The 17,832-nt window shown below is 54.5% G+C and carries 23 protein-coding genes, 1 tRNA gene and 1 pseudogene; 13 read left to right on the top strand and 12 right to left on the bottom strand.

What is annotated here, in order from left to right; translation table 11 throughout:
- Positions 1 to 54 precede the first annotated feature (54 nt).
- Both J2T58_RS05805 and J2T58_RS05810 read left to right on the top strand, forming a co-directional pair.
- Positions 55 to 237: a hypothetical protein gene (locus tag J2T58_RS05805; RefSeq protein ID WP_253488174.1), complete on the top strand. Its 183-nt coding sequence runs from the start codon at positions 55 to 57 to the stop codon at positions 235 to 237.
- A complete protein-coding gene (locus J2T58_RS05810; protein ID WP_253488175.1) occupies positions 234 to 1,415 on the top strand; it encodes an aminotransferase class V-fold PLP-dependent enzyme in 1,182 nt (393 codons plus the stop codon). Before J2T58_RS05805 ends, J2T58_RS05810 begins: the two co-directional genes overlap by 4 nt.
- On the opposite strand, the gene thiI is transcribed toward J2T58_RS05810, so the two are convergent.
- Positions 1,398 to 2,576 carry a tRNA uracil 4-sulfurtransferase ThiI gene (thiI, locus tag J2T58_RS05815; protein ID WP_253488176.1) on the bottom strand — a complete coding sequence of 393 codons (1,179 nt, stop codon included), beginning with the start codon at positions 2,574 to 2,576 and terminating at the stop codon, positions 1,398 to 1,400. The two genes, J2T58_RS05810 and thiI, sit on opposite strands and share 18 nt — an antisense overlap.
- A gap of 74 nt (positions 2,577 to 2,650) precedes the next feature.
- On the opposite strand from thiI, the gene J2T58_RS05820 reads away from it, so the two are divergent.
- Positions 2,651 to 3,280, top strand: coding sequence for a DUF2150 family protein (locus J2T58_RS05820; protein ID WP_253488177.1), 630 nt, complete (start codon positions 2,651 to 2,653; stop codon positions 3,278 to 3,280).
- Positions 3,280 to 3,732, top strand: a complete 453-nt coding sequence (locus J2T58_RS05825) for a DUF5814 domain-containing protein (RefSeq protein WP_253488178.1) — start codon at positions 3,280 to 3,282, stop codon at positions 3,730 to 3,732. The genes J2T58_RS05820 and J2T58_RS05825 overlap by 1 nt, the downstream gene beginning before the upstream one ends.
- Before the next feature lie 358 nt (positions 3,733 to 4,090).
- Here the strand turns inward: J2T58_RS05825 and J2T58_RS05830 are convergent, their stop codons facing one another.
- Positions 4,091 to 4,894 carry an EFR1 family ferrodoxin gene (locus J2T58_RS05830; protein ID WP_253488179.1) on the bottom strand — a complete coding sequence of 268 codons (804 nt, stop codon included), beginning with the start codon at positions 4,892 to 4,894 and terminating at the stop codon, positions 4,091 to 4,093.
- 151 nt (positions 4,895 to 5,045) lie between these two features.
- Between J2T58_RS05830 and J2T58_RS05835 the strand changes: the two genes are divergently transcribed.
- The 3 genes from J2T58_RS05835 to J2T58_RS05845 all read left to right on the top strand — a co-directional run bounded on the left by J2T58_RS05835 (position 5,046) and on the right by J2T58_RS05845 (position 5,947).
- A tRNA-Gln gene (locus J2T58_RS05835) sits at positions 5,046 to 5,118 on the top strand.
- 117 nt (positions 5,119 to 5,235) lie between these two features.
- Positions 5,236 to 5,667 carry a pyridoxamine 5'-phosphate oxidase family protein gene (locus J2T58_RS05840; protein ID WP_253488180.1) on the top strand — a complete coding sequence of 144 codons (432 nt, stop codon included), beginning with the start codon at positions 5,236 to 5,238 and terminating at the stop codon, positions 5,665 to 5,667.
- A 73-nt stretch (positions 5,668 to 5,740) separates the two neighbouring features.
- Positions 5,741 to 5,947 carry an acyltransferase gene (locus J2T58_RS05845; RefSeq protein ID WP_366518449.1) on the top strand — a complete coding sequence of 69 codons (207 nt, stop codon included), beginning with the start codon at positions 5,741 to 5,743 and terminating at the stop codon, positions 5,945 to 5,947.
- A gap of 35 nt (positions 5,948 to 5,982) precedes the next feature.
- On the opposite strand, the gene J2T58_RS05850 is transcribed toward J2T58_RS05845, so the two are convergent.
- The 4 genes and pseudogenes from J2T58_RS05850 to J2T58_RS05865 form a co-directional block, all read right to left on the bottom strand.
- Entirely contained in the window at positions 5,983 to 6,255 is a 273-nt protein-coding gene (locus J2T58_RS05850; RefSeq protein ID WP_253488181.1) for a type II toxin-antitoxin system RelE family toxin, read from the bottom strand.
- Positions 6,252 to 6,482: a DUF7557 family protein gene (locus tag J2T58_RS05855; protein ID WP_253488182.1), complete on the bottom strand. Its 231-nt coding sequence runs from the start codon at positions 6,480 to 6,482 to the stop codon at positions 6,252 to 6,254. Before J2T58_RS05855 ends, J2T58_RS05850 begins: the two co-directional genes overlap by 4 nt.
- Positions 6,483 to 6,655: 173 nt before the next feature.
- Positions 6,656 to 7,054: a DUF8612 domain-containing protein gene (locus J2T58_RS05860; RefSeq protein ID WP_253488183.1), complete on the bottom strand. Its 399-nt coding sequence runs from the start codon at positions 7,052 to 7,054 to the stop codon at positions 6,656 to 6,658.
- Positions 7,055 to 7,123: 69 nt separating this feature from the next.
- Positions 7,124 to 7,384, bottom strand: a pseudogene (locus tag J2T58_RS05865) (AAA family ATPase); the annotation flags it as partial.
- A gap of 153 nt (positions 7,385 to 7,537) precedes the next feature.
- Between J2T58_RS05865 and J2T58_RS05870 the strand changes: the two are divergent.
- Entirely contained in the window at positions 7,538 to 8,134 is a 597-nt protein-coding gene (locus J2T58_RS05870) for an acyltransferase (RefSeq protein WP_253488185.1), read from the top strand.
- Between the two features lie 204 nt (positions 8,135 to 8,338).
- Here J2T58_RS05870 and J2T58_RS05875 read toward each other — a convergent pair whose 3' ends face one another.
- Positions 8,339 to 8,857, bottom strand: coding sequence for an SOUL family heme-binding protein (locus J2T58_RS05875; RefSeq protein WP_253488186.1), 519 nt, complete (start codon positions 8,855 to 8,857; stop codon positions 8,339 to 8,341).
- Positions 8,858 to 8,884: 27 nt separating this feature from the next.
- Positions 8,885 to 9,763, bottom strand: coding sequence for a class I SAM-dependent methyltransferase (locus tag J2T58_RS05880; protein ID WP_253488187.1), 879 nt, complete (start codon positions 9,761 to 9,763; stop codon positions 8,885 to 8,887).
- A gap of 68 nt (positions 9,764 to 9,831) precedes the next feature.
- Between J2T58_RS05880 and cooS the strand changes: the two genes are divergently transcribed.
- From cooS to J2T58_RS05895, 3 genes are read left to right on the top strand one after another with little or no spacing between them, the layout of a single operon-like run.
- The gene (gene cooS, locus J2T58_RS05885) at positions 9,832 to 11,715 is read left to right on the top strand and encodes an anaerobic carbon-monoxide dehydrogenase catalytic subunit (protein ID WP_253488188.1); all 1,884 of its coding nucleotides are present in this window, start codon (positions 9,832 to 9,834) and stop codon (positions 11,713 to 11,715) included.
- Positions 11,712 to 11,861 carry a hypothetical protein gene (locus tag J2T58_RS05890; RefSeq protein WP_253488189.1) on the top strand — a complete coding sequence of 50 codons (150 nt, stop codon included), beginning with the start codon at positions 11,712 to 11,714 and terminating at the stop codon, positions 11,859 to 11,861. Before cooS ends, J2T58_RS05890 begins: the two co-directional genes overlap by 4 nt.
- A 5-nt stretch (positions 11,862 to 11,866) precedes the next feature.
- Complete coding sequence (locus J2T58_RS05895; protein WP_253488190.1) at positions 11,867 to 12,133, top strand: NAC family transcription factor; 267 nt, start codon at positions 11,867 to 11,869, stop codon at positions 12,131 to 12,133.
- Between the two features lie 21 nt (positions 12,134 to 12,154).
- Here the strand turns inward: J2T58_RS05895 and J2T58_RS05900 are convergent, their stop codons facing one another.
- The 3 genes from J2T58_RS05900 to J2T58_RS05910 are packed head-to-tail and all read right to left on the bottom strand — an operon-like array spanning position 12,155 to position 13,948.
- Positions 12,155 to 12,613, bottom strand: coding sequence for a hypothetical protein (locus tag J2T58_RS05900; protein ID WP_253488191.1), 459 nt, complete (start codon positions 12,611 to 12,613; stop codon positions 12,155 to 12,157).
- 13 nt (positions 12,614 to 12,626) lie between these two features.
- The gene (locus tag J2T58_RS05905; RefSeq protein WP_253488192.1) at positions 12,627 to 13,307 is read right to left on the bottom strand and encodes a metal-dependent hydrolase; all 681 of its coding nucleotides are present in this window, start codon (positions 13,305 to 13,307) and stop codon (positions 12,627 to 12,629) included.
- A 32-nt stretch (positions 13,308 to 13,339) separates the two neighbouring features.
- Positions 13,340 to 13,948, bottom strand: coding sequence for a helix-turn-helix domain-containing protein (locus J2T58_RS05910; RefSeq protein WP_253488193.1), 609 nt, complete (start codon positions 13,946 to 13,948; stop codon positions 13,340 to 13,342).
- A gap of 131 nt (positions 13,949 to 14,079) precedes the next feature.
- Here J2T58_RS05910 and glyS point away from each other — a divergent pair, with 131 nt between their 5' ends.
- Together glyS and J2T58_RS05920 are read left to right on the top strand one after the other, a co-directional pair.
- The gene (gene glyS / locus J2T58_RS05915; RefSeq protein WP_253488194.1) at positions 14,080 to 15,795 is read left to right on the top strand and encodes a glycine--tRNA ligase; all 1,716 of its coding nucleotides are present in this window, start codon (positions 14,080 to 14,082) and stop codon (positions 15,793 to 15,795) included.
- An 11-nt stretch (positions 15,796 to 15,806) separates the two neighbouring features.
- Entirely contained in the window at positions 15,807 to 17,441 is a 1,635-nt protein-coding gene (locus J2T58_RS05920; protein WP_253488195.1) for a helicase-related protein, read from the top strand.
- On the opposite strand, the gene J2T58_RS05925 is transcribed toward J2T58_RS05920, so the two are convergent.
- Entirely contained in the window at positions 17,398 to 17,796 is a 399-nt protein-coding gene (locus tag J2T58_RS05925) for an Sjogren's syndrome/scleroderma autoantigen 1 family protein (protein WP_253488196.1), read from the bottom strand. The two genes, J2T58_RS05920 and J2T58_RS05925, sit on opposite strands and share 44 nt — an antisense overlap.
- Between the last annotated feature and the right edge of the window lie 36 nt (positions 17,797 to 17,832).

Genomic DNA, 17,832 nt, shown 5'->3' on the forward strand with positions numbered 1-17,832 from the left:
GATGGGTGCGAAGGGTGAAACTAAAAGATGGTGGCGGCATAATGATCCTGTATCATGTCACAACGTGCCACAGACGCCCTCTTCCAGTCACTCTTTCTCCTCACCGATATCAGGGTGATGCTCCGGGAGACCGCTCCCCTGCATGAACTTGATACCGGGGAGAAGGCGAAGGCTGAGAAGATCCTCTCAAAGGTGAGACGGCAGGTCGAGATCCTCGAAGAGGAGCTGATCCGATGAAATGCGCAGGCGATATCGAGGCCCGCCAGGTCGATGAGATGGCGATCAACATCGATCCCATCCAGGTCGGGGGACGGCTTACTGCAGATGCGATGAAGGCGGTCATCGCCTATGGGGACGGATATTCTGTCTGTGATAACTGCAGGAAGCCGTTCCGGCTTGATTACATCAAGAGCCCACCGATTGCGGATTTTCATGCCGATCTTGCCTCCTGGCTCTCGATGGATGCATGCCGCCTTGTTCCGGGTGCACGCCGGGGGTTCCAGGCGGTCTGCCAGGGACTTGTCTCGAAGGGAGATCCGGTCATCCTGACAGCACTCTCCCATTATACCGAGTTCCTCGGTGTCGAATCCGCCGGCGGCCTCCCGCGCGAGATCCCGAAGAATACAGAGAACAGGATCACAGCGGATGCGGCGGCGGAGACGATTGAGCGGGTGATCCGGGATGATGGGAAGACCCCCTCGCTCCTCTTTGTGGAGGGGGTCGACTACCAGTATGGCAACCACCATGAGATCAAAGAGATCAGTCGCGTTGCCCACAGCTACGACATCCCGGTCCTCTATAATGGTGCCTATACCGTCGGGATCCTCCCGGTGGACGGGAAGGCGCTCGGTGTCGATTTCGTCATCGGGTCCGGGCATAAGTCGATGGCAGCACCCGCCCCCTCCGGGCTGGTTGCAACAACCGATGAATATGCGGAGACGGTCTTTGCAACGACTGCTGTCAAAGGAGATCAGACGGGACGGACTTTTGGGATTAAGGAGGTCGCCATGATGGGCTGTACCCTGATGGGGGTGACGGTGATGGGAATGATGGCCTCATTCCCGCATGTGAAGGAACGGGTCCTCCGGTGGGATGAAGAGCTTGCAAAGAGCCGGATCATCACCGATGCCCTCCTCTCAATAGAGGGGACGACGATCCTCTCGGAGATGCCGCGCCGCCATACACTCACCCGGATCGATACCCGCGACTCATTTGATCGTGTGGCTGCAACCCATAAGAAACGGGGCTTCTTCCTCTCCAGTGCCCTCTCAAAGATGGGAATAACCGGGGTTATCCCGGGAGCAACGAAGATATGGAAGTTCAATACCTTTGGAATGACGATGGCACAGGCGGAATATACCGCCGATGCCTTCCGTGAGATAGCAACTGAAAACAGGTTATCTCTCTCTGACTGATCCTGAGAGGGCTACCCGGTGGACGGCGCCCGCCATCGCCTCCCGGATGAGGATATCCATCGGGAGCATTCCCTCCTCTTTTTCAATCTCCTCAATGATGGCACCTGTTGCAGGCTTCTTCGGAACAGCCCGGCAGGCATGATCGCCTGGTGTAGCGATGAACGTCCCGATCTCTTTGGCGAGATCGATCACCTCGACCTTGTCATAGGTGATGAGCGGCCTGAGGATCGGGAGGGTCGCAGCTGCAGAGACGACGGCGAGGTTTTCGAGGGTCTGCGAGGCGACCTGGCCGAGGTTATCGCCATTGACAATGGCAGAGCACTGGAACTCTTCCCCCACCAGGGAGGCAACACGGTGCATGAACCGCTTGCAGAGGACACACCGGGATCTGGGCTCGGGGAGTCCTGCCAGCGCGTTGAAGAAAGGCTCCATAGGAATCTCAACGATCCGGATTTCAGCTCCCATGCAGTATGTTGAGAGGGTTTCTGCATGCCGGTATGCATCTTCCTTTGTTGCAGATCCGGCAAACCGACCGCCGTCGAAGTGGAGGAGGATGAGTTCTGTGCCCCGGCGCATCATCAGCCAGGCGGCTACCGGGGAGTCGATCCCTGCGGAGAGGAGGCAGACAGCCCGGCCCTGTGTTCCAAGCGGGAGACCGCCGGGACCCGGAATGAAGTGATCGGTGACATATCCTCCGAAGGTCCGGGCTTCAACGCTGATCTCGTACTCGGGGTTGCTGAGGTTGACGGAAAATTCCGGGTACTGATCAAGGATAGCTGAACCGACATACGCGCCAAGCTCCTGGCTTGAGAAGCCTGGCACGCGATCACGGCGTGCCCGGACTGCAAAACTCCCTGATCGCCTCCCTGATTCGGCCACCCGTGCAACGGCTGCTTCTGCGAGTGCCTCCATCGTCGGTTCAGTCCGGGTAACGATGCTCGTATCGACGACACCAAAACACCTGGCCGCGAGTGTTGCAATCTGTTCCGGTGTATCGCCATGAATATAGAGGCGGCCCCGGTGATCCTCTATGGTATGGTCAATCCCTGAGGCTTTGAGCGCCCAGGTGAGGTTTCGCTTTAATATTCCGATATAGTGGTGCATCACCGGGGCACTCTTTAAAAAGAGTTCCCCGTACCGCACCATGACCAACCGCTCCATGGATACCTATGGGTACTCATCGCAGATGAGGAGAGCGGTAACCTCATTAATGAGCGGGAGTCATGGTACAGTAGATGGCGCGGAAGAAGAGTGACGCAAAGAAAGAGGATGCACCAAAACTGTTCTATATATTCTATAACCAGGAACGGTGGGAGAACTGGCTTTTTCGGCTTTCGGAGGCCGACTTTGAAGGTTCAGAGGATGATGAGGATATGCCGGAGGGCTTCCGGACCCTTGAGAACTTCAGCGAGGATATCGTCCTTGCGGTCCTGAAGATCCTCAAATTATGGCAGAATGAACGGATATCACACGAAGATGCCGTCAAGAAACTTGATGAGGTCTCTGAGATCGTGATGGGGCCGGTACCTGAAGGGGATCTTGGCGAGATCATCGGCTCGGTCCAGATTGCGATGATGGCCCTCTTCGCCTCGGCCCGGCTCTTCCTTGCTGGTGAGAGCACGGATGCGGATATCAAGACCCTCGTCAAGGAAGGGAAGAAGATCGGTGATGATGATCCCGAGGAGGCCCTCCGGATCGCCTCAGAGATTGGATCGTCTGTCATCGCCGGTGCTGCATGCTGTGGCCGATATGTGAAGGAGACAGATGAACCAACCATCTTTGATGAGTGGCTGGCACTCATCGAGAAGATGGGCGAGGCGATGAAGTCCTTAAAGAAGTTCGATGAAGAACCCGGTGACGTGTAGTGATTGCACAGAAGGCCCGCCTTCGTGCAGCCCGGAAGATTCAGCGGATAGCAGGGTACCGCCTCCCTGACTTCGCTTTTCATGGTGCAAACCTGGAGATGATCGCCGGATCCCTCAACTATGAGCAGCTGGATCCGACGCTCCGAGACCAGCTTCTCCGGTTCCAGAAGGATTTCCTTGACTGCAGATGCAGGGGAACGCCCCTCTGCGGATGCCCTGAGGAGAAGTTCGTCCTGATGATCATTGAGCTCCGGATGCAGGGCCTTGATCACCGGGAGATCCATGCACACCTTCTGGACGAGTACGGGATCGACCTCTTCCCCGCCGATATCCTCTCATTTCTTGAAGAGTCAGTCCACCGGCTGGAAGCGATCCGGTCGGTGGCAGAGCTTGAGGGGCAGCATGATCTGGCAAAGAGGACCGAGGCGGCGATTAAGGATATAGAGCAGTAGAGAAGTATGCTCTTATTCCTGCGTGTGGCAATATTCGGAGAGAAAGGGATGCGGCCATTACTCTACAATATGAATTACAGAAGGCTCGCCTGCCTCTCTCTGTTTCTTTTCATCCTTCCTGGGTGCGGCATCGCTCATGCATCAGAACAGTTGGAAGAAGATGTACAGGTAGTCGCATATCACGGATCCACCAGTGCGTTCAGCATCTTCTATAATCCCGCATACATATGGCATCAATTGGGGATTGTGGCTCTTCTCGCAGTGGTTTTCTTCCTCTTCCAAAGGCACCGCAGGAAGGGAGCGTCATAAGGGTGCTCTTTCCCGGTTGATCAACATAGCGTACGGGGGGAGAGCGGCGTTATCCTCCCCTCTGCTCCACCATATCCTTCACCGTCACATCCGGGTGATGGTACCGTCGTTTTCCTTTTGTCCGTCCTCCTATCTCGACTGCCTCCTGCGGGCACCAGTGGATGCAGGCATAGCACCAGGTGCAGTCGCTCTCCCAGGTGACGGCACTGTCCGAGACGGTGATATTTCGTGTCGGGCAGATCCGGCCGCATATCCCGCACCCGTTGCAGCGTTCGGTAGCATGGAGTTTTTTGTGCGTCGGATAGATCGATGTTGTCAGGAGACGGAAGAATGAGCCTCCGATCCGGAAGGGGAGGGAATTGGATCCTTCCGGCAGAGACTCCCGCCTCTCGCGGATAGCTGCTGCAATCTCCGGAATCCGATCCCGGGCAGATGTCAGTATCCCTTCAACCTTCTCTTCCGGTTCCATCAGGCTGATCGGCCCGATGAAGTTCTCGGGCATGGTTATCGCAACGCCAAGGGAGAGTCGGGTGCCCTTCTCTTTGAGGAGTGTATCGAGATTGTGCAGGGCAGCCCCGGCATTCCCGCCGCAGGAAGCGATCCCGAATATGTAGGGGCTGCCGTTGAACCGGAGGCTGCTGACAAATTCCTGCACAATCCGGGGCATGTCCATGTAGTACACCGGGAACGCAATACCGATGGCATCTGCCGATTCTACATCATGCGGGAGGGGCCCATTCCCCGTCACCCGTGTGATGGGGATGATTGTTGTATCGCCAAGAGCGTCGGCAAGCTGGCGGGCAGCGGCGAGGGTATTGCCGGTGCCGGTGAAGGAATAGATGATGGTCGTCATGGGAGCACATCTTATTGTACTGTTCTGAAGCTGCACGAGATAAAGAGATCTTCAGGTGTCAGGTCGACGCTGTGGTGGAGGATATGCAGGATCTCGATCTCTCCCCAAACCGCTATATCTTTTTACAATCAATATATTAGAGAATCTTCCCACTCCCGTAGTGTAGGGGTCAATCATGCAGGACTTTGGATCCGGCGACGGCGGTTCGAATCCGCCCGGGAGTATGCAGAGATATGATTCAGCCCCTCTTTTTTCATAAAGAAGAGATGGAGAGGAAGACCTGACATCATGCCTCACAATCTTTATCCCCACATTTCTCTATTGAACTATGAGGTGCCGAGATGGACTTTTCCGAATGCGTGAAATTCGCAAATGAGAACCCGCTGACCTATATCGCCACAATGGACGGTGACCAGCCACGGGTCCGGGCATTTGCTATGTGGTTTGCCGATGAAACCGGGTTCTATTACCATACTGGTATTGGAAAGAGTGTCTGGAAACAGCTGACACGAAACGCAAAGGTTGAGCTCTGCTTCTATTCACCCGGTGAGGGGGCCGGAACGATGATGCGGGTTGCCGGGTTAATCGAGCCGGTCAGTGATATTACGCTCAGAAAGAGACTGATTGAGGAGAGGCCATGGCTGCTTGAGATAGGCATCACCGGTGCAGCTGATCCGAAACTTGTCGTCTTCAGGGTTGCCCACGGCGAGGCATATTTCTGGACGATGGAATACAATCAGCGGGAGGCAGAAGCACCCCGGGTCACTTTCTGAGTCAACTTCACAGGAGAGAAGCCGTCGGAATCCTGCCTGTTCGATCGTGATGATCCGGGAGAAGGTACCGATCGTGGAGGGACATCCATCGACACCGGGACGATCATTGAGGATTATGCCGCCACCGGGGCCGCCGCCATCATCCTCCCCGGCGTCAAAATTGGAAGGGGCGACGGTTGCTGCCGGCTCTGTCGTTACCCATGGTGTTCCGGCCGGGATGATGGCAGTTGGGTCGCCAGCACGGATCAGGCCGCTCCCGGAGGAGATGAGACAGGGATAGAAGAAAGGAAGTGGAAGAGGATGCAGGCAAACTCTCTATTTTCCGTACCGTTGATAGATTGTGCTTCTGTGCCCGACTCCATCGACAAGAAGCACTTTTTCTGATTTATCCATGAGGAGGATCACCCGGTATTCTCCAACCCTGAATCTGTATTGTGGGGGGTTCTTTGCTCCTTTCATCTTTTGAATATGGGCAAATGGATCATCCTTGATAGCACTAATTGCAAAAACAATTTTTCTGATGACGTCAATGGGCAGTCTTGAAAGGTCTCTGTCTGCTGACTTTGAATAATGGATTTCGAAGGTCATTTAAGGGCATATTTTTTTATAATATCCTCTTCAGTCAGGGTTTCCCCCTTTCGGAATTCAGAAATTGCTTCTTTTGCCCTTTTTGCCCATCCTGAGCATAGAGCCAAATCTCCCTCATCATGATCATCAAGCAACTTTTCAATAACCTCCTGATACGACTCCCCCGGCCTCCTTATCTTATCCAGTCGGGTTTTAATCTCTGTTGAAACTGGGATTGAAACGCTCATACACATTCATCCTCCTCATACCGTCATATATCTTTCAGTCATATCAAAACGAATCTCCCAGACTATTTCAGAATCAGATTCAGTATCAACAGGTGGGATACCCCATCCTTCAGGAGCAGGTCGTTGACCTCTCAACTGATAGGGGATGATGGACCGGACTACCCGGGTGGCACCTATACCGTGGAGATCAGCATCATCACATACAGCTTTTTTTGCCCTGCATACTGCCGTTTCAGGGAGGGGTCAAACCAATAGAGTTCAAAGACAAGATATGCTTCTTCCAGATAGCCGATATATGATCGGACAGACATCGGACTCTTTATTCCGACTGCTTTTGCCAATGAATTATTACTTGCTTCCTTTCCTGCATTTGAAAAGACAAACTGGACAAGCTGCTGAAATGCCTTTACCTCCCGTATACCGAATCTGGAGACAATATCGCGGTAGATGATGTCATCATATGTCCGCTTCAGGTACTCCGGGTCGCCGAATCTCAGGAATTCTGGAAAACCTCCCTCTTCAAGGTAGCGATTAAAGGCCTTGAGGATCCCGGCTTTCACCTTCGATGTCAATGGAGTAGTTTGTACTCCGTAAAATGTTAGCAGTTCAGGAAACCAAAAGGGATAGAGTTCGATCTTTGCCTATCTGCCTGTGAGATGTGTTCCGATTTCCGAAGAGACAAAACGGGCATTTGATCCTGTGAGGTAGATCTTGTCCTCCTCTCCATGAATGCGCCGGATAAACCGCTCCCACCCCGTGATATTCAGGATCTCATCAATAAAGATGGTTCGTGACTCTTTCACCAACTTCTGAAGGATGATCATGAGCCGTGAGAAATCAGCCGCTGTAAACTCGATCAATCGCTCCTCATCAAAATTTATGCAATGATAGGAGTCATAGTGTTCAGCAAACTGGTGTTAATCCGTTATACAATTCGAGATGAAATGAGGGAATAAAAGTGTATAATTTTACTCAAACCAACTGACAATTGTATCACCTCACCCACACCCAAAGCCACATTCTTTTTCTCCAATCACCGCTCATCTCTCTTTCGGATGATAGAGTATGGCATCAACACCATCGGCGATGGTCTCACCGTCTTTGACCCGGTCACCATCGGCTTCCCCTCTCGTGACTATATCGGAAGAACCGACCACCCCGGAACGATCCTCGGCAACAACGTCACCCTCCGATCCGGCACCATCCTCTATGCCGACGTCACCCTCGGGGATCGCTGCAATACCGGCCATAATGTGATGATCCGGGAGAAGACACTGATCGGGGAGGGGACATCGATCGGCACCGGAACGATCATCGAGGGGAACTGCACCATCGGCTCAGGTGTCAGCATCCAGAGCATGGCATTTGTCCCGACCCATACCACCATCGGCGATCATGTCTTCATCGGCCCGCATGTCACCCTGACAAACGACCGCTATCCGCCCTCAGGCAAACCCCGGCTTGAAGGGCCGGTCATCGAGGACTATGCCGTCATCGGCGCCGCCGCCATCATCCTCCCCGGCGTCACCATCGGCAGAGGGGCGGCGGTTGCTGCCGGCTCCGTCGTCACCCATGATGTTCCGGCCGGGATGATGGCAGTTGGGTCGCCAGCACGGGTCAGACCGCTCCCGGAGGAGATGAGACGGGGATAGAAGAAAGGAAGTGGGAGAGGATGCAGGCAACCCCTCTATTTTCCGTATCGACCTCGATGGACGGTGTAAGAGGAACAAATGCACGTTATCTTTGAAAAAGTGTACTTCGGTGACACTTTTTCCATCCTAAAAGTGTCCTCTTGCAACACTTGTATGCCCCTCCCGTACCCTGCTACCATACCACACTCATCTGAATATGCCAGGTCAGATGAGAACCTCAATGGCAACCTCATTGCGCCTCAGAAATCCCGGTATCCATGGGGGATTGTACCGCATCAGAAAGACCTCCCCATGGGTTGGAATCCCGGCGTTATCCAGTCCATCCAGCAGTCTTCTGGTGGCACCATCGACATCCTCCTTTCTGGCCAAACCGCTGAACCGAACCACTCCAACATCCCTCGGCGGGATCGTGGTGATCCGGATACGATCATCCAGTGGGTCGGGCACATCACCCTGTCGCAATCCTGCGGGGAGGACAAATGAGATGGAGCCCTTATCTGAGATGACGGGAGAGGTCATCGGAATTTTTTGGGAGGTGATCACCGGGGAGGTCATCGGGAGTGTTTGCCGGGATCGATTATTCCCGGTGATGTACTGGAAGAGAAGGGGAAATCCGCTCTCATCGCCTGCATCAGCGACAATTGCCAGGATGAGTTCCGGATATCTGCGCACCTCAATCTCCCCGATGGTCCGGGCAACATCATACGCAACCGTTTCCGTCATAGAAAGTACTTCCAAAAGGGGGATTCTTTATTCCCCTTTCCTCCAGGAGATCATCGCCGTCGTCCGTATAGAAGTCTCCCGGAACATCCCGTCATCATCCTTCTGCAACCTCTTTTCATAATGGCTGGTGACGAGATCCAAATCCTCAAACCCGGGGGCATGCATCGTGATCCACTGTTCAGCCGCCTCCTCAGGAGATGCATAGATCGTCTCCCAGACTGCCCGGTAGATCTGCATATCGGCATAGATCTCATAATCATGCAGGATATTGAGGAGGAAGAGGGCGTCCGGATACCCGCTCTGCCGGGCACCTTCTTCTCCATGCACCGCCCTGTAGAGTTCCATCTCCTCAGGTTCACGCCAGGGGCCGACATGCCAGAAGAGATGCACCGACCGACTGGCTGCCGCATCCATCTTCAGGAGCTCAGAACCAACATCATAAAAGCCGAGCGAGAAGGCGGCGATGACGACATCATGCACCGGAATGTCCCTCCCAACCACCGCATCCTCCCACCGCATCGTCACACACGAGTAGTTCGACCGCCCCTCCGCTGCCATCCGTTCCTTCAGGTGATCGAGCATCCCCGCCGACGCATCAAGAGCGGTGACATGCGAAATCCTTCCTGCAATCGGGACCGCAAGCCTCCCTGTCCCCGCACCTATGTCAAGAAGGGTATCCTCAGGCCGGAGATCCAGCATCCCAAGCTCCTGCCTTGTTGACTCCTTCTCGTCACGGGTGATCCGGTTGTAGGCATGTGCCTTCTTGTCCCATATCGCACCCGGATCCTTGTCTTTCTCAGTACGGATCCGGGAGCTGACATGGATCGCCTTCCAGAGCTCATCCCAGTTGATGATCGACTGCATAGCTATCCCCTCTCCGTTCAGGGTAAAGAAATGCACGGTCATCCAATCTCTGAAGGGATGGACGAAGAATTATAATGTTTGGATTATACATAGCCCAATGGGTGAGAGAAATGGATGAAAACAGAATATCCTACCATGATTCGGTAAAAAAAGTCTATGAACGGCTGAAAGAGGATGGCATGTCGAATGTCTGGGACCGATATGAAGCCCAGGGGCTTGGATCAAACCCGGATACGAGATGTAAATTCTGTATGGGTGGAGTACGATGCGACTTCTGTTCAAACGGCCCCTGCCGTGCTGATGCCGCCTCCGATAAACGGGGTGTCTGCGGCATCTCCGCAGACGGGATGGCGATGCGAATGATGCTCCTCCGTAACGTGATGGGGGCATCAACCTACCAGTATCATTGCGAAGAGACGATCCGGACGCTGAAGGAGGCGGCGGCAGGATCCGGCCCCTTTACCATCCGGGATCCTGAGAAGCTGAAGGCCTTCTCGGCACGCCTCGGCCTTGATGGCGATATACCCGCACTCTGCGCCTTTCTGCAGGAGGACTTTCACCGCAGATCCCATGAAGAGAGCAGGATCGTCGATCTGCTCGCACCCGAAGACCGGAAGAAGGTCTGGCGGGAACTTGGCATCTTCCCGGGAGGTATCTATGGGGAGATGGTCCTTTCAACCGGCTCATCGCTGACGAATGTTGACGGATATTATGTCACCCTTGCAAAGAAGGCACTCCGACTGGGGGTGGCGATGGCATACCAGAGCCAGATAGTTCTTGAATCCCTGCAGGACGCCCTCTTTGGAACTCCAAGACCACACCAGGTGCGGGTCGATCTCGGTGTTCTTGACCCAGATTATGTCAATATTCTTCCAAACGGGCATGAACCCTTCCTTGGGTTTACCCTCATCGAGACGGCACGCCGCCCTGATCTCCAGGAGGCCGCCCGTGCCGCCGGTGCAAAAGGGATACGGGTGATCGCAAATATTGAGACCGGACAGGAGATGATCCAGCGATGGGAGATGGATGATGTCTTTGCCGGCTTTACCGGGAACTGGATCATGCAGGAGGCGGTTCTTGCGACCGGAGCAGTCGATGTGTTTGTTGCAGATATGAACTGCTCGCTCCCGATGGACCCCCTCTATGCAGAGAAGTACTGCTTCTCCCTCATCCCGGTCAGTGAGCTCGTCGCCTTTGAAGGGGAGACGATCCGGGAGAACTACAACCCGGCAACCGCAGATGCCCAGGCAGAGCGGCTGATCCGTATCGGCATTGAGAACTTCCCGAAACGGAAACGTTCTGTTGCACCTCTCACTGGCCTGCCCATCGGTTCGGCAATTGCAGGCTTTTCACCGGAGAGCATCCTTGAAGCCCTCGGCGGATCACTTGATCCCCTCCTCAATGTCATCAAGGATGGCACCATACGGGGTGTCTGCGGCCTCGTCTCCTGCACCACTCTCAGGGATCATGGCCAGGATATTCATACCATCGCCATCGCCGAGGAACTTATAAAGCGTGATATCCTCGTCCTCTCGATGGGCTGCGGGAGTGCCGCCCTCCAGGTCGCAGGTCTCGCCTCGCCTGAAGCGAAGGAACGGGCAGGACCCGGCCTCAAGGGTCTCTGTAAGGCACTCTCGATACCGCCTGTCCTCTCATTTGGGACCTGCACCGACACGGGCAGGTGTGCTGATCTCATCGGGGCGATTGCGGCTGCCCTCGATGTCCCGGTCACCGCCCTCCCGGTAGCGGCGGCGGCACCCGAGTATATGGAGCAGAAGGCGACGATTGATGCCATCTTCGCCCTGGCATTCGGTCTGTACACTTATGTCAATCCCATCCCGACGGTGACCGGGGCTCCGAATCTGGTGAAACTATTAACCGAGGACCTCAAAGATATAACTGGTGGAGTCCTCTCGGTCGAGCCGGATCCGGTGAAGGCAGTTGACGGGATCTCTGCACATATCGAATCGAAAAGGAGAGAACTTGGAATATGAGTGACAACCTCAAAGGACGGGTTATCAGGCTGGACGAGCGTCCAGAGTATCAGGATGGGGCTGTTGCAGGCTGTATGGTGGTACAGCAGCATGCCCTTCGGGCTGCACCAGGATGTACGATGGCTCTCATCATGATAAGGGGGTGATTCCGATGGCAGATGAAGGTGATTACTGCACCATCTGCGGGGGAACACCGCCTGACAAGATTCTGATCAGACGTATCCTCGTTGATGGAAAAGAGACCGGAATCGACAAGCTCGACTGGATCATCAGCGAGGTGAAAAAGCTGAAACTCACCGATGAGGCAAGGATAGCAGACGAACTCCTCCTCCGGGCAGGCAAACTCAACTATATTCCGACAAAGAAGGCAGACGATTACCGCACGGCACTCCTCGAGGAGTACCGGCGGTCGGTCTGAGAGGGGCATCTGCCCCCATTTTTACCTCTTCAGAAAGAGATCGATCTCCTCAAAGCCCATAATCGGAGCAGAGTATGACTCGCCCCGGACAAACCGGGCTCCCTGAAGATCCGCAACATCAATAGCTGTTCCATCCTCCATCAGCGCACCGGCCAGGAGCAGGTCCCGTCCACTCCATTCCATCTGCAGTGTCCGATGTTCACCGGAGAGTGGTGCTTTGTACCCGATGTCAATACCTGACGATGCCTCAACCCAGGTTCCCTGAACCATCACCGGGTGGCCGGGCCGGGCCGGGTCATCAAGTGCCATGAACCATATCTGTGCTCCTCCTTCGGGATGAAACTGGAAGAGGAAGACAGGAGATCCCGAGTCATGGACCCAGACCCCGGGGGCCTGCGGCGGTACGTCTTCTCCATGTTCAGCCCCGACACATCCGGCTGTCAGGATGAGGAGGGGGATGAGGATAAGATACCATTTCATACTGAAGGGTAGGTCATCTGTGCAAAATATCTTTCGGATTCGAGGGATCTATCCGGTCACCGGGATTGAGGATCGCTACCTTCATATCTGTCGTGATTTCGATGGCCTCCTTGAATGGAACGGGATCCTGGGCAATCTTCTCCCAGGTATTATAATGGATAGGAATGACCAGCGGGGCTCCGATGAACCGTGCGGCGACCATCGCCTCCTCAGGCCCCATCGTAAATCTTCCTCCAATCGGGAGGAGTGCGACATCAGGATGATAGAGATCGGCTATCAGCTTCATATCCGAGAAGAGGGCGGTATCACCTGCATGGTAGATCGTCATGCCATCCATCGTGATGATATATCCGGCGGCCGGCCCACCATAGTATCCGGAGCCGGCATCTTCGATCCATGATGAATGGAGGGCAGGAACCATCACAATGCGAACTCCGTCGATCTCAACTCCACCGCCGATATTCAGCGCCTCTGTTGGAATTCCTTTCTCTGCAAGATATTTTGCCAGCTCATTGGGTGCAACCGTCGGTTTTCCAAGACTGACCGTCTGGCCAAGGTGATCTGCATGGGCATGGGTCACACAGATAATATCGGCATCCGGTGCCGGCTCTCCGGAGGGGATGAACGGGTCGATGAGAACCCTGCGGGTTCCCTCACAAAGGATACATGCATGTCCAAGATAGGTCAGGTACATGCATTCAGATGAGGGGGGTGACGAAAAAAAGGTTAGGTGAGATCGGCCATCTCAGCCTCAGTTGTATCGATGGCATCGCCAAGGCTGTCCCTGGTGACACCAAGTGTCATCTGCTCGGTCAGATCGCGATCCTCCATGACATCTCGGATTCTTTCGAGATAGGGATCAAGGGTTGTATCCTTCTGTTCATCGATCACGTGCCGGTACTCCCTGAGTGTTGAAGGGCTGATGCCGAGCTTCTCTGAGACCTCCTTCATCGTGATCCCTGATGCAACAAGCTCCTCAAGGTGGGCCGGATCAAACGGCATCTTAAAATCGAGATCACGGAAGAGCTTCAGCCGGACACGGGCCCGTGCAACCGTCTTTGAGAGCTTCTCATCGCCGAGGCTTCGTGCAATCTCCGTATCATTCTTCCCGGCATGATAGAGGGCGATAAGACGCGCGAGCTGAATCGGCTCAAGACGTGTCTTGAAATGGCCCGCCTCCAGAATCTCTCTCATGATAAGGGCGATCTCTCGTTCAACTGCGTCCTGATCCCGAAGGGTTCCGTGGATCTTCTTCATCGGCTCAACAATCGTTGTTTTATTGGTGATATCGGCGAAGAGCTTGAGAAGATCTTTCTGTTTACTGCTGGTAGCCATGTGGTAACGACCTGTTGTATCGGTATTCACATCTCATCGGGCTCACAGGTTAAATAGTTTGCTGGTTATTTGAAATGGCAATCATATCAAATACGGTGTCATCCAATAGATGAGGAAGAGTCGTGATATCAATGGTGGATATATATGAGAAGGTGATCGATCTTGCACGTCGCCGGGGTTTTGTCTGGCCGTCGGGAGAGATTTATGGGTCTGTTGCCGGCTTCATCGACTATGGTCCCCTCGGAGCGATGATGAAGAGGCGGATCGAAGATGTCTGGCGTGAATTTTACATCATCATGGAAGGGTACTATGAGATTGAGTGCCCGACCGTCGGTATTGAGCCTATCTATCTTGCATCTGGCCATGTCAAGGGATTCTCAGATAAGATGTTCCAGTGCCCCCACTGCCGTGACTTCTTCCGGGCAGATCATGTCGCAGAGGAATACGAGATACGAAATGCCTCATCACTGAGCAAAGAGCAGCTGACGCAGAAACTCGAGGGGAAGAGCTGTGTCTCATGTAAAAAACCGCTCGTTGATATCGAGGTCTTTTCATTCAACCTGATGTTTACCACCTCGATTGGTCCCGGAGGAAGCCGGACAGGGTATCTCCGTCCCGAGACGGCACAGGGGATCTTCACGGATTTTGGGCGTCTCCTCAGATTCTACCGCGACTCACTCCCATTCGGAGCTGTTCAGATTGGGCGATCCTATCGAAACGAGATATCACCCCGGCAGGGGATGATCCGGCTCAGGGAATTTACCCAGGCTGAAGCAGAGATCTTTGTCCATCCCGAGGAGAAGGATCATCCGAACTTCGATCGGTATGCAGACTATGAGATGCCGCTCTATGGGATGGATCACCAGGTGGAACGCCTTGATCCGGTCAGTGTCACAATGCGTGAAGCTGTCGAGTGCGGCCTCGTGGCAAATGAGTACGTCGCCTACTATCTCGCATTGACCCATGACTTTATGGTCAGGATCGGCGTCGATAGGGAGAAGCTCAGATTCCGCCAGCACCTCCCTGATGAGCGGGCCCATTATGCGGCAGACTGCTGGGATGCCGAGTATCTCTCTGCCCGGTTTGGCTGGGTCGAGGCGGTCGGGATTGCTGATCGGACAGACTATGATCTCTCTGCCCATGCGAAGGTGAGCGGTGAGAAGATGACCGTCTTCATCCAGTATCCGGAACCCCGAATGGAGAGGAGGGTTGCAGTGGTTCCGAAGATGGGGCTTCTTGGACCAAGGTTTAAAGGACGGGCCAAGGAGGTCAGTGAGAAGATTGCCGCCGGAATACCCGGGGATGATGGTCTGCGGATCACTCTGGATGAGGAGATTATCCAGATCGATCCCGAACTCTATGATGTCCGCGACGAAGAGGTCCTCGTCCGTGGTGAAGAGGTCAGGCCGCACGTCATCGAGCCATCCTATGGTATTGACCGGATCCTCTATGCTGTGCTTGAGCATTCTTTCTACCAGGACGAGGTTGAGGGGGAGGCACGGAGCGTCCTCCGGCTTCCTCCGTCGATTGCCCCGATTCAGGTGGCGGTATTTCCGCTGATGACCCGCGACGGCCTTGATACCATCGCCCGACAGATAACCGATGCAATCAAAACAGAAGGCATCCTCGCAGAATATGATGACTCCGGAGCAATCGGACGGCGCTACCGGAGGCAGGATGAGATCGGGACACCATTTGCCATCACCGTTGACTATGAGTCAAAAGAGGATGGCACGGTGACACTCCGGGACCGTGACAGCATGCAGCAGATCCGGATCCCGATCCAGGAAATTCCTGTCACTGTCCGGCGTCTGGTACGTGGGGAGATGACCTTCCCCGCACCCTGATTTTTCTATCGATGAAGACGATCCAGCACCCTCTCATCAAACCAGGGACGGTCGAGTCACGGCAGTACCAGCTTGCCATCGCGATGCAGGCACTCGAGGAGAATACGCTGGTTGTCCTTCCGACCGGTCTTGGCAAGACCGTCGTCGCCCTCCTCGTCGCCGCCTCACGCCTCCTGAATACCGATGGGAAGGTTCTCCTCCTTGCCCCGACAAAACCGCTTGTGGATCAGCACCTGCGGTTCTTTCAAAATGCCCTTGCCCTTCAGGAGACGGAGAATGATGCCTGTGTCAGCTTCACCGGGGATACAAAACCGGAGAAGCGTGCTGACATATTCAGGCGATGCCGAATCTGCTGTGCAACACCACAGGTGATCAAAAATGATGTCATCTCCGGGAGGTACTCTCTCTCGGACGTCTCTCTTCTCATCGTTGATGAGTGCCACCGTACAACCGGTGAGTATGCATATACCTATCTTGCAGAGGAGTATATGCAGACCGGAAGAGATCCCCTCATCCTTGGGATGACTGCATCCCCCGGGAGTGACAGGGCACGGGTTGCTGAGATCTGTACGCATCTTGGGATCACGAGAGTTGAGACACGGGATGAGAATGATGCCGATGTCATCCCGTATATCCACGAACGGACGGTGGAGTATATCGCGGTACCTCTCCCCGAACCCCTCAGACAGGTGGTGACCCTCATTGAAGGGATGATCGATACCCGTCTGGGGACGCTCACCGGGCTGAATTACTCCCTCCCTCGCAGGCAGAATCTCTCGATGAAGGCCCTCAACCAGCTCAATGCCACAATTCAGGAGCGGATCGCTGCCGGTGATCCGACCGCATACCAGGCAGCGTCCCTCTCTGCTGAGATTATGAAACTGCGGCATGCCGTCATCCTCGCCGAGTCACAGGGATCAACCGCACTCCGCTCCTATATCGGGAAGCTCGACTCGGAAGGGCGGTCAAAGAAGGGGAGCAGGGCGAGCCAGCGGATGATACAGGATCACAGATTCTCCGAGGTGATGCGGATCGTCTCCGGCTTCACCGGTGAACTCCATCCAAAGGCCGGGATCACCGCAGATATCATTCATGATCTCCTCCTTAATGAGTCGGAGAGCAGGTCTATCGTCTTTGCCAGCTACCGTGATACCGTCACGATGCTCGTCAACTATCTCTCAGATGAGGGGATCACGGCCTGCCGGTTCGTTGGCCAGGCATCACGGGCTGAGGAGAAGGGGCTCTCGCAGAAGAAGCAGATTGAGGCGATCCACAGGTTCCGTGAGGGGGAGTACCCGGTCCTTGTTGCCACCTCAATCGGAGAGGAGGGTCTTGACATCCCATCCACCGATCTTGTCATCTTTTATGAGGCGGTACCATCCGAGATCAGGAGTATCCAGCGGAAGGGGAGGACCGGGAGGAGCAGTGCAGGGCGGATTATCGTTCTTGTCACCAAAGGGACCTCAGATGAAGCGAACCGGTGGGTGAGCAACCGGAAGGAGAAGGCGATGGCAAGCGGGGTGAAAAGACTCAGGGATAGAACAAGGCAGGAGTCCGAACAGACGACACTTTTTGATGAAAAGGTGGATCCGGGGGAGGGATCTACTCTCCCCGGAGAATCCGAATCGACTCAGCCCCTTCCCTGATCGTCTGCATATAGATGAGACACCGGGAGGGATCCGGTTCTGCTGCCATCCGCTGACAGAGGATGCTGATCGAGGACGTTATCGCCTCCTCTGCCGATGACGGCCGGGTTGTCCGGGGAACCGGGGGTTTTGCAATCTCCTCAATCACCGGCTCTTTATAATCGTTTTTCTCTTCCTGCAGGGGCGCAGGCGGGAGATCCTCATTATCTTCACTTTGGGGGGTGTTTGCGCAGAGGACGCAGAGCCGTTCGCCTTTGTACTCAAAGAGAGGTGCATGGCAGACCGGACAGGTCTTCGCAAGCATCTTTGCACCCTTCAAAAGGTAATCTGCCATAATTTCGTCAATTTCTGCCATCTGAACCGGAGTACTATGGTGCAGAAGAGATAAAGA

This window comes from Methanocalculus alkaliphilus (genome assembly GCF_024170505.1).
Taxonomy (GTDB): Archaea; Halobacteriota; Methanomicrobia; order Methanomicrobiales; family Methanocorpusculaceae; genus Methanocalculus; species Methanocalculus alkaliphilus.

What these genes read in the sequence shown, in the direction of transcription:
- J2T58_RS05805 (WP_253488174.1), top strand. Translation starts at nt 55, where the DNA reads ATGTCACAACGTGCCACAGACGCCCTCTTCCAGTCACTCTTTCTCCTC.
- J2T58_RS05810 (WP_253488175.1), top strand. Translation starts at nt 234, where the DNA reads ATGAAATGCGCAGGCGATATCGAGGCCCGCCAGGTCGATGAGATGGCG.
- thiI (WP_253488176.1), bottom strand. Translation starts at nt 2,576, where the DNA reads ATGGAGCGGTTGGTCATGGTGCGGTACGGGGAACTCTTTTTAAAGAGT.
- J2T58_RS05820 (WP_253488177.1), top strand. Translation starts at nt 2,651, where the DNA reads ATGGCGCGGAAGAAGAGTGACGCAAAGAAAGAGGATGCACCAAAACTG.
- J2T58_RS05830 (WP_253488179.1), bottom strand. Translation starts at nt 4,894, where the DNA reads ATGACGACCATCATCTATTCCTTCACCGGCACCGGCAATACCCTCGCC.
- J2T58_RS05840 (WP_253488180.1), top strand. Translation starts at nt 5,236, where the DNA reads ATGGACTTTTCCGAATGCGTGAAATTCGCAAATGAGAACCCGCTGACC.
- J2T58_RS05850 (WP_253488181.1), bottom strand. Translation starts at nt 6,255, where the DNA reads ATGACCTTCGAAATCCATTATTCAAAGTCAGCAGACAGAGACCTTTCA.
- J2T58_RS05855 (WP_253488182.1), bottom strand. Translation starts at nt 6,482, where the DNA reads ATGAGCGTTTCAATCCCAGTTTCAACAGAGATTAAAACCCGACTGGAT.
- J2T58_RS05870 (WP_253488185.1), top strand. Translation starts at nt 7,538, where the DNA reads ATGATAGAGTATGGCATCAACACCATCGGCGATGGTCTCACCGTCTTT.
- J2T58_RS05875 (WP_253488186.1), bottom strand. Translation starts at nt 8,857, where the DNA reads ATGACGGAAACGGTTGCGTATGATGTTGCCCGGACCATCGGGGAGATT.
- J2T58_RS05880 (WP_253488187.1), bottom strand. Translation starts at nt 9,763, where the DNA reads ATGACCGTGCATTTCTTTACCCTGAACGGAGAGGGGATAGCTATGCAG.
- cooS (WP_253488188.1), top strand. Translation starts at nt 9,832, where the DNA reads ATGGATGAAAACAGAATATCCTACCATGATTCGGTAAAAAAAGTCTAT.
- J2T58_RS05890 (WP_253488189.1), top strand. Translation starts at nt 11,712, where the DNA reads ATGAGTGACAACCTCAAAGGACGGGTTATCAGGCTGGACGAGCGTCCA.
- J2T58_RS05895 (WP_253488190.1), top strand. Translation starts at nt 11,867, where the DNA reads ATGGCAGATGAAGGTGATTACTGCACCATCTGCGGGGGAACACCGCCT.
- J2T58_RS05900 (WP_253488191.1), bottom strand. Translation starts at nt 12,613, where the DNA reads ATGAAATGGTATCTTATCCTCATCCCCCTCCTCATCCTGACAGCCGGA.
- J2T58_RS05905 (WP_253488192.1), bottom strand. Translation starts at nt 13,307, where the DNA reads ATGTACCTGACCTATCTTGGACATGCATGTATCCTTTGTGAGGGAACC.
- J2T58_RS05910 (WP_253488193.1), bottom strand. Translation starts at nt 13,948, where the DNA reads ATGGCTACCAGCAGTAAACAGAAAGATCTTCTCAAGCTCTTCGCCGAT.
- glyS (WP_253488194.1), top strand. Translation starts at nt 14,080, where the DNA reads ATGGTGGATATATATGAGAAGGTGATCGATCTTGCACGTCGCCGGGGT.
- J2T58_RS05920 (WP_253488195.1), top strand. Translation starts at nt 15,807, where the DNA reads ATGAAGACGATCCAGCACCCTCTCATCAAACCAGGGACGGTCGAGTCA.
- J2T58_RS05925 (WP_253488196.1), bottom strand. Translation starts at nt 17,796, where the DNA reads ATGGCAGAAATTGACGAAATTATGGCAGATTACCTTTTGAAGGGTGCA.